The organism is Micromonospora sp. WMMA1363, assembly GCF_030345795.1.
Lineage (GTDB): Bacteria > Actinomycetota > Actinomycetes > Mycobacteriales > Micromonosporaceae > Micromonospora.
On record NZ_JAUALB010000001.1, the window covers coordinates 2,641,328 to 2,653,421 of the forward strand.

The window sequence follows — 12,094 nt, forward strand, 5'->3', positions numbered from 1 at the left end:
GTCTGCGGCAGTAGACCCTAGTTCGGTGGCGGGATGCGGCGACGGACGTCCGTGGCGGTCGACGGGCCGGGCCGCCAACGGGCCACCCACGGTAGGTCGGCCGCGGGCGTGATCACACCGTCCTCGAGGGCGGTGTAGCGACCGGCGACGATCCGCTTCGCGGCCGCCACGTCGATCGAATCGGTGTTCTCCCAGAGGGCGGTGAAGAGTGCCTCCACCCGGACCCGCGCCTGCCGGCAGAAGAGGTCGGCCAGCTCGACGTTCTCCGGGCGGGTGTCGCGTTCGGCCGTCGCACGGACGCACACCGCCGACATCGCGAAAAGCTCCGCGCCGATGTCCACCACCCGGCCGAGGAACGCCTGCTTACGCTCCATCTTCCCCTGCCATCGGGACATCGCGTAGAAGGTCGACCGGGCCAGCTTCCGCGAGGAGCGCTCCACCTGGCGCAGGTGACCGGCGAGCGGACCGAACTCGGCGTACGCCCCGGGCGCCTGCCCGCGACCGACCGCGAGGGTCGGCAGCCACTTCGCGTAGAAGGCGCCGGCCCGGGCACCGGCGCGAGCCTTGCGGCCGAGCCCCGCATCCGGGTCGATGATGTCGCCCGCCACGGACAGGTGCGCGTCCACCGCCTCCCGGGCGATCAGCAGATGCATGATCTCGGTAGAACCCTCGAAGATGCGGTTGATCCGCAGATCGCGGAGGAGTTGCTCGACGGCGGCCGGACGCTCACCGCGGGCGGCGAGGGAATCGGCCGTCTCGTACCCGCGCCCGCCCCGGATCTGGATCAGTTCGTCGGCGATCCGCCAGGCCATCTCGCTGGCGTAGAGCTTGACCAACGCAGCCTCGATCCGGATGTCGTTCCGATCGTCGTCGGCGAGCAGGCAGCACAGGTCGAGCATGGTCTCCATGCCGTACGTGGTCGCGGCGATGAACGCCAGCTTCTGGGCAACGGCCTCGTGCTCGCCGAGCGGCCGGCCCCACTGGACCCGCTCGGCCGTCCACTCCCGGGCCACGTTCAGTGCCCACTTGCCGGCGCTGACGCACATCGCGGGCAGCGACAGACGTCCGGTGTTCAGCGTGGTCAGGGCGATCTTCAGGCCCTTGCCCTCACCGCTGATCACGTTCTCCTTCGGCACGAACACGTCGTGGAAACGGGTGACGCTGTTCTCCAGGCCGCGCAGGCCGAGGAAGGCGTTGCGCCGCTCGACGGTGATGCCCTCGGAGTCACCCTCGACGACGAAGGCGGTGATTCCGCCCCGCCGCCCCTCGCCGGCCGGCACCCGGGCCATCACCACCAGCAGAGTGGCCACCGTACCGTTGGTGGCCCAGAGCTTGACGCCGTTGAGCCTGTACCCGGTGCCGTCCGGGGTCGGCTCCGCGGTGGTGGCCAGCCGCGCCGGGTCACTGCCGACGTCCGGCTCGGTGAGGAGGAAGGCGGAGACCTCGCCGGCGGCCAGCCTGGGCAGGAAGCGCTGCTTCTGGTCGGCGGTGCCGAACATCTTCAACGGCTGGGGCACACCGATGGACTGGTGCGCCGAGAGCAGCGCGCCGATCGCGGGACTGACCGAACCGGCCAGCGTCAGGGCGTGGCAGTAGTGCAGATTGCTCAGTCCGAGCCCACCGTACGACCGGTCGATCTTCATGCCGAACGCGCCGATCCGGCCCAGCCCTTGGAACACCTGGTCGGGGATGCTTGCGTCCCGCTCGATGGCTCCACCGTCCACGTCGGAGGCGAGGAAGCCGCGGAGCCGGCCCAGAAACTCGTCGGCTCGTGCGACGTCCTCCGGCGCCGACCGCGGCCAGGGGTTGATGAGGTCGAGCCGGAACCGGCCGAGAAACAGCTCCTTGCCGAAGCTCGGACGATCCCAGGAGGACTCCCGGGCCGCCTCGGCGACCCGGCGCGCCTCCTTCTCCGAGACCTGCCCGGCCTCGCCGGGCAGCGGGCCGGTCCCGCCGGACTCGGTGGACTGCTCGGGGCCGGTGTCTCCCGGCGTGGGGCGGTTGTCCTGCGTCGTGGTCACGGCTGCCTCCTCGAACCTCGGTCCGGATGCGTCGACGTGCTCGACATCTGTCACGCTACCCTCGCGTGTTACCCAGGGGTAGCGTTCCGTAAAGATCGAATTCCATGGACCGGGAGCGTTCGGTCACCGACCAGCGACGGCGGGCCGTCGTCCACGTCGATCGGACGCTGATGCCCCACCGCGCCTACCCTCAGGCGCCGCGGCGGATCCGGCGTCACCCGTTGACCGGGACGTCAGTCGTTGACCGGGACGTCAGTCGTTGATCCGGGCGAGGATCGCCTCGGTCAGCGGCGCGGGCGCCTGATCGGGGATCCAGTGGCTCACCCCGGTCAGTTCGACGAACCGGTAGTCGCCGGCCACCTGCGCGGCGCAGGCTTCGGCAGCGGTCCGGCCGATCGCGACGTCCCGATCGCTCCACACGTACGTGGTCGGCACCGACACCGGGCCGACGGCTGCCAGGTCGCTGCGGGACATGGCCCGGTACCAGTTCAACGCGCCGGTGAGTGCGCCCGGGTCGCGCATCGGCCTGGCGTACCGGGCGACCCGGTCGGCGCCACCGACGCCGGACAGCAACCACCGCAGCCCGGTCGCGTGGAACGCCAGCAACGCCTTCTCCGCCTTGCCGGGCTGCCGGAACAGCAGCATGTAGGCCGAGCGGGCCTTCTGCCGCGGGTCGGTGGCGAGCGCGTGCGCCATCGCCGCGGGATGCGGCACGGAGACCGCGGTCAGCGTCCGCACCCGCTCCGGATGACCGGCCGCCAGGGCCCAGCCGACGACGGCCCCCCAGTCGTGCCCGACCACGTGCGCCGCCTCGACGCCGAGCGCGTCCAGCCCGGCCACCGCGTCGGCGACCAGCTCCGCCAGCCGGTACGCCTCGACCGCCGCCGGCCGGGCGCCAGGCGAGTATCCGCGCTGGTCGAGTGCGTACGCTCGCAACCCGACGGCGTGCAGGGCCGGTACGACGTCGTCCCACTCCCCGCCGTGCTGCGGGAAACCGTGCAGCAGGAGCACGGCCGGACCGTCCGCCGGGCCACCGGAGCGTACGTCGAAGGTGAACCCCCGGGCGTCGAGCCGAATGATCGACATGCCTACCCGCCCCGGTCGATCACTCGTACTGCCGCTTGGGGGCGGGCACCTGCCGCCACGACTCGACGTCGAGGTACGGGATCTCGGCGTCGTTCACCGGGTCGCGCACGACCCGGTCGCTGTAGCGACCGGTCACCTCGACCCAGCTGTCGTCGGCCAGGCCGCTGGGCGCGTTACCGATCATGCCCAGTTTGACCGGACGGCCGTCGGCGGCGCAGCAGGAGAGAACCATGCGCGCGAGGATCGGCTGCCCGTCCGGGCCAGTGGTGATGAAGCCGATGAGCTGGACCCGCCGGTCCCCGATGGACGCACCCTTGTCGAACAGCGCCCGGGAGGCGTAGTCGAGTACGCTCACCCGCGCCGGGTCGCCGTCGGGCAGCGGCGGGTAGTCGGAGGGCTGCTGCTGGCTGGAGAGGGCGGTGCCGGCCTGGCCGGCCGCGTAGGAGCCCAGTGCCGGCGGGGCTACCAGCAACAGACCGAGCACCGGCAGGATGAGCAGCCAGCCCACCCGCGGCTCGTGGTGCCCGTGCCCGTCGTGGTCGGGCCCGTCGTGCGCGCCGCCACCCCCGGTCGGGGCGACGGTGGCGTTGGCGACCCGGCGAGCCGGGCGCAGCTCGTACCAGAGGGTCATGACCGCGACGGCGACCAGCAGCGCCCCGGCGGCGACCAGAAAGGGGCGCAGCCCCTCCTTCACGTAGTTGAGGTAGAGGTCGGTGAGGCTGGCCCGGATCACCGCGCCGCCGAGCAGCAGCAGGACGACGGCCTGCGCCTGGCGGTTCACAACAGCACCGCCCCGACGCCGACGGCGACCGCCACCGCCACCACGAAGGTGGCCGGCGCGAACCGCAGCGCGAACCGCCGGCCGAACACTCCGGCCTGCATCGAGATGAGTTTGAGATCCACCATCGGCCCCACCACCAGGAACACCAGCCGGGACGTGAGCGAGAACTGCGACAGCGAGGCCGCGACGAAGGCGTCCGCCTCGGAGCAGATGGAGAGCAGAACGGCGAGCACCGCCAGCGCCAGCACCGACAGCACCGCGTTGTCGGCGAGGGTCTGCAACCACCGCTCGGGCACCAACACGTTGATGCTGGCGGCGGCCATCGCGCCGAGGACGAGGAAGCCGCCGGCGTGCGTGACGTCGTGCCGGACCGCCGCCCAGAACGCCCGGCCCCGGGAGGCGTCGTCCAGCTCCGGCCGACGCGGTAGCCGGATCCAGTCGGTACGGCCGAGCCGCAGCCAGAGCCAGCCCATCACCATCGCGACGACCAGACTGGCCAGACCTCGGGCGACGACCATCTCCGGGTTGTTCGGGAAGGCGACCGCGGTTGCGGTGAGCACGATCGGATTGATGGCCGGCGCGGCGAGCAGGAACGCCAGGGCGGCGGCCGGGGTGACGCCCCGTCGGATCAGTGACCCGGCGATCGGCACCGATCCGCACTCGCAGCCGGGCAGCACCACGCCGGCCGCGCTGGCCACCGGCACCGCTGCGGCGGGATGCTTCGGCAGCGCCCGGGCCCAGAACGACCGGGGTACGAAAACCGCGATCACCGCGGAGAGCAGCACGCCGAAGACCAGGAACGGCACCGCCTGCACCATGACCGAGACGAAGACCGTGGTCCAGGTCTGCAATCGGGGCGTGGCGAGCGCTCCGGCGAGCGACTCCCGGGCGATGATCAAGAGCACCAGCAGCGCGGCGAGGATCTCGACCGATCCGATCCGGTCCCCCAGCCACCGTCGCGGCCGGTCGCCGGCCGGCGCCGGCCCCGTCGCTGGCGGTGCCTCCGGTACGGCCAGGCCGACCGGTGCGGCGTCGTCGGGTTTCTCCGGTGTCACGTGCCCTTCCCTCTGCCAGGTGGCGGACCGGCGGCCTGAGACTACCGGCCCGCAACAGGGTCCGTCGATGGAATCCACGAGGTGACCCCCCACCCGGGCGCCGGCCTGCCGGAAGATCACTTTGCTGGGTGATCTTCAGGGGTGTTAGCGTCGGCGGGACAACGTCACATCCGACAGGGGAGCGCACGTCGCTGAGAGTGCGGGCACGCCCGCAGACCCTCGAACCTGATCTGGGTAATGCCAGCGCAGGAAGTTCGGTCGACCTCCAGCCGCGCCGCCGTCCGGCCAAGCCGGGCGCGGCGTGCGTCGTCTCCTGGTTCGCGGCAGCAGGACTGGGAGGAACCACCATGAAACCCGCCGACACCCGGTGGCGGACCGTCGACATCGTGGTCGCCTCGGTGATCGCCGTCGCCTTCGGCGTCATCTTCTGGGCCTGGGGCTTCGTCTGGACCGCCACCGAGGGCGCCTTCGCCTTCTTCCCGCCGGCGCAGTCGGTCCTCTACGGCCTCTGGCTGCTCCCCGGCGCACTGGGTGGTCTGGTGATCCGCCGGCCCGGCGCGGCCTTCTACTGCGAGTTCCTGGCCGCGTTCGTCTCGGTCCTGCTCGGCAGCCAGTGGGGCACCATGGCGATCCTCCAGGGGGCGTTCCAGGGCGTGGGTGCCGAGCTGGGCTTCGCCGCCTTCCGGTACCACTCGTTCCGGCTGCCCGCCGCCCTGCTCTCCGGCGCCCTCGCCGGCCTGGCGGCGGCGATCTTCGACCAGATCCGGTACTACGCCGCCCTCGACCTGTGGAACGTGCGACTGCCAATCTTCGTGATCACCGTCCTCAGCGCCACCGTCGTCGCGGGCATCGGCGCCTGGTCCCTGACTCGCGCCCTCGCCGGCACCGGAGCACTGGACCGCTTCCCCGCCGGCCGCGACCGCGCCACCATCTGACCGCCCACACCATTGATCATGAAGTTGACGGCGATCTGGGCCCCCCTCGGCACAGCAGACTTCACGATCAGTGAGGTGGGGTGGGGACTGGGATGGCCATGAGCGCCGTCACGCTGCGAGGGTTCGGGTGGCGGCACGCCGGGCGGCGACGCTGGGCGGTCCGCGGGGTCGACCTGCGGATCGGGCACGGGGAACGGGTGCTCCTGCTGGGTCCGTCGGGGGCGGGCAAGAGCACCCTGCTGGCGGCGCTGGCCGGGCTGCTGCCGGAGGACTCGGGCGAGCAGGAAGGCACCGTCGAGATCGACGGGCTGGACCCGCGCAAAGCCAGGGAGCGGGTCGGCGTCGTCTTCCAGGACCCGGAGAGCCAGTTGGTGATGGCGCGCTCCGGCGACGACGTCGCGTTCGGGCTGGAGAACCGCGGGGTGCCCGCCGACGAGATCTGGCCCCGGGTGGACGAGGCGCTGCGCCGGGTCGGCTTCCCGTACCACCGGGACCGCCCCACGGCCGCGCTCTCCGGCGGCGAGCAGCAGCGCCTCGCGCTGGCCGGGGCACTCGCCCTGCGACCCGGGCTGCTGCTGCTCGACGAGCCCACCGCCAACCTGGACCCGACCGGCGCGAACCTGGTCCGCAGTGCCGTGGCCCAGGCACTCGACCAGGACACCAGCCTGCTTCTCGTCGAGCACCGGGTGGCCGACGCCCTGCCCCTGGTGGACCGGGTGGTCGTCCTGGAACCGGGGGGCGGCGTCCGCGCCGACGGCACGCCGGAGACCGTCTTCGGCGCGCACGGCGACGCCCTCGCCGAGGACGGGGTCTGGGTGCCCGGCCGCCCGGTGCCACCCCGACGGGCCACAACGCCGGCCGGCGACCTACTGCTCACCGCCGAACGGCTCGGCCTGCCGCCCCGGCTCGGCACCGTCGACCTGGCGGTACACGCCGGCGAAGTACTCGCCGTCCGCGGCCCCAACGGCACCGGGAAGTCCACCCTCGCACTCCTGCTGGGCGGGCTGCTCAAGCCGGGCCGGGGACGGGCCACCGCCACCGCGGCGCTGGCCGGCGACGACGCCGCCACTCCCCCGCACCGCTGGCGGGCAGCGGCGCTGGCCCGCCGGATCGGTTCGGTCTTCCAGGACCCGGAGCACCAGTTCGTCACCAGGACGGTGTTCGACGAGCTGGCACTCGGCCCTCGCCGCACCGGCCGGCCCGAGCCCGAGGTCCGCGCCACGGTCGACGGCCTCCTCGACCGGCTGCGGCTGACGTCGTTGGCCGCGGCGAACCCGTACACCCTCTCCGGTGGCGAGGCACGGCGACTGAGCGTGGCGACCGCCCTGGCCACCGCGCCCCGCCTGGTGATCTGCGACGAGCCCACCTTCGGGCAGGACCGGAGGACCTGGCGGGAACTGGTGGACCTCCTCGCCGAACTACGGGACACCGGGCACGCCGTGGCCGCGGTGACGCACGACATGGACTTCGTGGCGGCCCTGGCCGACCGCCAGGTACTCCTGGAACGCCGATGACCCGTCCGACGGCAACACGCGAGGAGAGGTCGTGACCGATCTCGAACCCGTCGCCCGACCAGGCGCGCCCCTGGCCCGGCGGAACCCGGTGGCGAAGCTCGCGGCGGCGTTGGTCTTCTCGACCGCCCTCATCGCCACCCTGGACCCGGTGGCACCAGCCATCGCCATCGCCGTCGAGCTGGCCGTGCTACCGCTGTTCGGGGTACGCCTGGGAACGCTCACCCGGCGAGCGTGGCCGCTGCTGGCGAGTGGCGGCGGCATCCTGGCCACGATGGTGCTCTTCGCCGCCGAGCGATCCGGCCGCGTCCTCGTCGAGGCGGGGCCGGCGGTGGTGACCACCGGCGTGCTGCTGACCACGCTCGGCTTGGTGCTGCGCATGTTCGCGGTAGCCCTGCCCGGGGTGATCGTGGTCGCCACCACGGACCCGACCGACCTGGCCGACGCGCTGGTGCAGAACGCGAAGGCGCCCGCCCGGTTCGCCTACGGCGCGCTGGCCGCGTTCCGGCTGGTGCCGCTGCTCGGCGAGGAGTGGCAGACGATCAGCATGGCGCGGCGGGCCCGGGGCGTGGACGCCGGCCGTGACCCGCTGGCCAGGCTGCGCCTGTTCGCCTCGACCGCGTTCACGCTGCTGGTCGGCGCGATCCGGCGGGGCACCCGACTGGCGGTGGCGATGGACGCCCGCGGCTTCGACGCCGCCACCGGCCGTACCGTGGCACGGCGCCAGCACTTCGGACTCGCCGACGCGTTCCTGGTCGCCGGCGCGGCTGCCCTGGCGGGTGCCGCGCTGACCGCCAGCGTCCTGCTCGGCACCTTCCGTCCGCTGGTCGGCTGACCGGCCGAGTCGAGGTTGACCGGGGTCAGGTCCGCCACCGGCGGGGTGGGTCGGGTGGTATGGGGCTTCTTCGGATTGCGCCTGGCAGCCATCCGGTGCCTCCTTGATCTGTGAACCTCGATCCGCGGTCCACGGGTCGGGACCGTCGCGGGGACGGTCGGTCGGATTCGGAACTGCTGCCCGGGTCGACGGCGGACACCGCCGTCACGGCGGAGGGTGAATGCGGACGCCCGGGAGCACGCGGACCGCGGCGCGGGGCGGCGGACCGGCTCGACAGATGGGGCGTCAGATGCGCATGCCCGCACGCTACCCGGCCGGACCGACCGCCGCACCCGATTTGGTCCGGCGGTGCGACCGCCTTCCCGTCCCGCGCCGCCGGGCGGTCTCCAGGACTCCTCCGGGGCCGACAGCGGAGCGCGACGGCACCGGGTTCGGCCCGCCGCCAGCACCGGACGCGTGCCCAGGGCTACCGGCTGTCGACGACCCTGCACCGGTCGGCGGGCACCGCGATACGGTCGCAACGGCAGGATGTTGACGGCGAAGGGCGGCAGAGCGGATGGTCGAACAGGCAAGGGCCCAGATCGGGGTGACCGGGCTGGCGGTGATGGGCCGCAACCTGGCCCGGAACCTGGCCCGCAACGGATTCACCGTGGCGGTGCACAACCGGTCGCCGGAGCGTACCCGCAGTCTCGTCGCCGAGCACGGGGACGAGGGGCGGTTCGTGCCCGCCGAGTCGCTGGCCGACTTCGTCGCCGCGCTGGAGCGACCCCGGGCGGTGATCGTCATGGTCAAGGCCGGCGGGCCGACCGACGCGGTCATCGACGAGATCGTCCCGCTGCTCGACGCCGGCGACATCATCGTGGACTGCGGCAACGCCCACTTCGCCGACACCCGGCGGCGCGAGGAGGCGCTACGCAAGCAGGGGCTGCACTTCGTCGGCACCGGCGTCTCGGGCGGTGAGGAGGGGGCGCTGCGCGGGCCGAGCATCATGCCCGGCGGATCGGCCGAGTCGTACCGCAAGCTCGGGCCGATCTTCGAGCGGATCGCCGCGCAGGTCGACGGCGAGCCGTGCTGCCGACATGTCGGGCCGGACGGTGCCGGGCACTTCGTGAAGATGGTCCACAACGGCATCGAGTACGCCGACATGCAGCTCATCGCCGAGGCGTACGACCTACTGCGGGCGGGTCTGGGCGCCGAGCCGGCGGAGATCGCGGAGATCTTCCGGGAGTGGAACACCGGGGAGCTGGAGTCCTTCCTCATCGAGATCACCGCTGACGTGCTCGGGCACACCGACGCGAGCACCGGCCGGGCATTCGTCGACGTGGTGCTCGACCAGGCCGAGCAGAAGGGCACCGGTCGCTGGACCGTGCAGAGCGCACTCGACCTGGGCATCCCGATCACCGGCATCGCCGAGGCGACGTTCGCCCGGTCCCTCAGTGGTCACGCCGGCCAGCGGGAGGCGGCCCGCCAAGCCTTCCCCGCCGACGGCACCGCATGGCGGGTCGACGACCGGGCGACCTTCGTCGAGGACGTGCGGCGCGCACTGCTGGCCAGCAAGATCGTCGCGTACGCCCAGGGCTTCGACCAGATCCGTGCCGGCAGCGCCGAGTACGACTGGGACATCGACCTGGGCGGCACCGCCACCATCTGGCGAGGCGGGTGCATCATCCGGGCGCGCTTCCTGGACCGGATCCGCCAGGCGTACGACGACCAGCCGGACCTGACCACCCTGCTGGTGGCGCCGTGGTTCGCCGACACGGTCCGCGACGGCGTGCCGAGCTGGCGGCGGGTGGTCGCCGAGGCGGCCCGGGCCGGGGTGCCGGCACCGGCGTTCGCGTCGTCCCTGGCCTACTTCGACGCCCTGCGCGCGGAGCGCCTGCCGGCCGCGCTGATCCAGGGCCTACGCGACAACTTCGGTGCCCACACGTACCGCCGGGTGGACCGCGACGGTTCCTTCCACACCTTGTGGGCCACGCCCGACCGCCGCGAGGTCGACGCCTGAGCGCGCCGCCCCGCCAGGTGTCTGTCCGGCCGCCGGCCCGAGCCGGCGGCCGGACACCTGACGGCACCAGGTGCTCTGCTTCGACCCACGCCACAAAGCGGCGCGGATCTCGCCGCGCCGCGGGTCACCAGGCGCGCTGCCCAGTCTCGGTGGACGCCCAGGCCGGTACGGGCTTCCCGGCGGCCAGCGCTCCGATCTCTCGCCCAGGCGCACCCCGCGGGGCGGGTACGTCAGGTGGTGGGTGCCACCGGGTTGGGCAGCGCGCCGCCGAACCGGCGGTCCCGCTGGGCGTACAACTCGCAGGCGTACCAGAGGTGCCGGCGGTCGAAGTCCGGCCAGAGGGTGTCCAGGAAGACCAGCTCAGCGTACGCGGTCTGCCAGAGCAGGAAGTTCGACGTGCGCTGCTCGCCGGAGGGGCGCAGGAAGAGGTCCACGTCGGGGAGTTCGGGGTGGTAGAGGTACTTCGCGATGGTCTTCTCGGTGACCTTCGCCGGGTCCAGCCGACCGGCCACGGCGTCCCGTGCGATGGCGGCGGCGGCATCGGCGATCTCGGCCCGCCCACCGTAGTTGACACAGAACTGCAGGGTCAGCGTCGAGTTGCCCCGGGACATCTCCTCGGCGATCTGCAGTTCGGAGATCACACTCTTCCACAGCCGGCCGGCCCGCCCGGACCAGACGACGCGGACGCCGAGGTCGACGAGCTGGTCCCGGCGGCGGCGGATCACGTCCCGGTTGAAGCCCATCAGGAAACGCACCTCGTCCGGCGATCGCCGCCAGTTCTCGGTGGAGAACGCGTACGCCGACAGGCACGGGACACCCAGTTCGATCGCGCCCTCGATGGTGTCGAAGAGGGAGAACTCGCCCGCCTCGTGTCCCTTCGTGCGGGGCAGGCCCCGCTGCTTGGCCCACCGGCCGTTGCCGTCCATCACCACCGCGACGTGACGCGGCAGCGCCTCCGGCGGCAGCGCCGGCGGGCGGGCGCCAGACGGGTGCGGGGTCGGCGGCACCGGCTCGCGCCGGGTGCTCCTCGTCGGTCGGATCACTCCACTCTCTTTCTGCTCGCGTCCGATGGCGGTGCAGCGGCCCCGGCCGCCGGAGCACCCCGGTCGACCAGTGGCAGCGAGCGTAACGCGCGTTCCAGGTGCCACTGCAGGTGCGCCGCGACCAGGCCGCTGCACTCCCGCCGTACGCCGGTCTCGGCCGCGTCGGCGACCCGCCAGTCGCCGGTGGCCAGCGCGGACATCAGGTCGATCGTGGCCGGCGCCGGGTGGGCGGCGCCGGGCGGACGGCAGTCCGGGCAGACCGCGCCCCCGGCGGGGACGGAGAAGGCCCGGTGCCGTCCCGGCGTGCCGCAGACCGCGCACGCGCCGAGCGCCGGCGACCAGCCGGCCAGAGCCATGCCGCGCAGCAGGTACGCGTCCAGCACCAGCGTGGTGGCGTGCACCCCGCCGGCCAGGGCCCGCAGGGCACCGAGGGTGAGCTGGAACAGCCGCGGCGACGGCTCCCGTTCCACCGGGGTGAGCCGCTCGGCGGTCTCGCAGATCGCGCTGGCCGCCGTGTAGCGGGGGTAGTCGCCGAGGAGGCGCTTGCCGTACAGTTCGATCCCCTCGACCTGGCTGACCGTGTGCAGCGAGCTGCCCTGGTTTCCCGTGGGGTCACCGGCGAGCTGGAGATCGACGTGGCCGAACGGCTCCAGCCGGGCCCCGAACTTGCTGGTGGTACGCCGCACCCCGCGAGCCACCGCCCGCAGCCGCCCGTGCCGGCGGGTGAGCAGCGTGATGATCCGGTCGGACTCGCCGAGCTTCTGCACACGTAGCACCACCGCGTCGTCGCGGTAGAGCTGTCGGCGGTACCCGGCCATCGGGTCA

General features: G+C 72.9%; 10 protein-coding genes and 1 riboswitch. Of the genes, 4 read left to right on the plus strand and 6 right to left on the minus strand.

Annotation, left to right across the window (positions count from 1 at the left end):
- Window positions 1-17 precede the first annotated feature (17 nt).
- The 4 genes from QTQ03_RS12055 to QTQ03_RS12070 all read right to left on the minus strand — a co-directional run bounded on the left by QTQ03_RS12055 (window position 18) and on the right by QTQ03_RS12070 (window position 4,943).
- Entirely contained in the window at window positions 18-2,021 is a 2,004-nt protein-coding gene (locus QTQ03_RS12055; protein WP_289278089.1) for an acyl-CoA dehydrogenase family protein, read from the minus strand.
- 252 nt (window positions 2,022-2,273) lie between these two features.
- Window positions 2,274-3,098, minus strand: coding sequence for an alpha/beta fold hydrolase (locus QTQ03_RS12060; RefSeq protein ID WP_289280786.1), 825 nt, complete (start codon window positions 3,096-3,098; stop codon window positions 2,274-2,276).
- 28 nt (window positions 3,099-3,126) lie between these two features.
- A complete protein-coding gene (locus QTQ03_RS12065) occupies window positions 3,127-3,888 on the minus strand; it encodes a TIGR03943 family putative permease subunit (RefSeq protein ID WP_289278090.1) in 762 nt (253 codons plus the stop codon).
- Window positions 3,885-4,943 carry a permease gene (locus QTQ03_RS12070; protein WP_502889748.1) on the minus strand — a complete coding sequence of 353 codons (1,059 nt, stop codon included), beginning with the start codon at window positions 4,941-4,943 and terminating at the stop codon, window positions 3,885-3,887. The genes QTQ03_RS12065 and QTQ03_RS12070 overlap by 4 nt, the downstream gene beginning before the upstream one ends.
- 165 nt (window positions 4,944-5,108) lie before the next feature.
- Window positions 5,109-5,213: riboswitch (TPP riboswitch) on the plus strand.
- A gap of 77 nt (window positions 5,214-5,290) precedes the next feature.
- Here QTQ03_RS12070 and QTQ03_RS12075 point away from each other — a divergent pair.
- The 4 genes from QTQ03_RS12075 (at window position 5,291) to gnd (ending at window position 10,226) form a co-directional block, all read left to right on the plus strand.
- Window positions 5,291-5,878: an ECF transporter S component gene (locus QTQ03_RS12075; RefSeq protein ID WP_289278091.1), complete on the plus strand. Its 588-nt coding sequence runs from the start codon at window positions 5,291-5,293 to the stop codon at window positions 5,876-5,878.
- Window positions 5,879-5,976: 98 nt separating this feature from the next.
- The gene (locus tag QTQ03_RS12080) at window positions 5,977-7,392 is read left to right on the plus strand and encodes an ABC transporter ATP-binding protein (RefSeq protein WP_289278092.1); all 1,416 of its coding nucleotides are present in this window, start codon (window positions 5,977-5,979) and stop codon (window positions 7,390-7,392) included.
- A gap of 31 nt (window positions 7,393-7,423) precedes the next feature.
- Entirely contained in the window at window positions 7,424-8,224 is an 801-nt protein-coding gene (locus tag QTQ03_RS12085) for an energy-coupling factor transporter transmembrane component T family protein (protein ID WP_289278093.1), read from the plus strand.
- 556 nt (window positions 8,225-8,780) lie between these two features.
- Entirely contained in the window at window positions 8,781-10,226 is a 1,446-nt protein-coding gene (gene gnd, locus QTQ03_RS12090; RefSeq protein ID WP_289278094.1) for an NADP-dependent phosphogluconate dehydrogenase, read from the plus strand.
- Between the two features lie 230 nt (window positions 10,227-10,456).
- On the opposite strand, the gene QTQ03_RS12095 is transcribed toward gnd, so the two are convergent.
- Together QTQ03_RS12095 and recO are read right to left on the minus strand one after the other, a co-directional pair.
- Window positions 10,457-11,233 (minus strand): isoprenyl transferase, encoded by a 777-nt coding sequence (locus QTQ03_RS12095; protein ID WP_289280788.1) that lies wholly within the window; start codon window positions 11,231-11,233, stop codon window positions 10,457-10,459.
- Between the two features lie 32 nt (window positions 11,234-11,265).
- Window positions 11,266-12,087: a DNA repair protein RecO gene (gene recO / locus QTQ03_RS12100; RefSeq protein WP_289278095.1), complete on the minus strand. Its 822-nt coding sequence runs from the start codon at window positions 12,085-12,087 to the stop codon at window positions 11,266-11,268.
- Window positions 12,088-12,094: the final 7 nt, after the last annotated feature.

Bases quoted from the DNA above. Each gene is read 5' to 3' on its own strand.
- QTQ03_RS12075 (WP_289278091.1), top strand. From the start codon at position 5,291: ATGAAACCCGCCGACACCCGGTGGCGGACCGTCGACATCGTGGTCGCC.
- QTQ03_RS12080 (WP_289278092.1), top strand. From the start codon at position 5,977: ATGAGCGCCGTCACGCTGCGAGGGTTCGGGTGGCGGCACGCCGGGCGG.
- gnd (WP_289278094.1), top strand. From the start codon at position 8,781: ATGGTCGAACAGGCAAGGGCCCAGATCGGGGTGACCGGGCTGGCGGTG.
- recO (WP_289278095.1), bottom strand. From the start codon at position 12,087: ATGGCCGGGTACCGCCGACAGCTCTACCGCGACGACGCGGTGGTGCTA.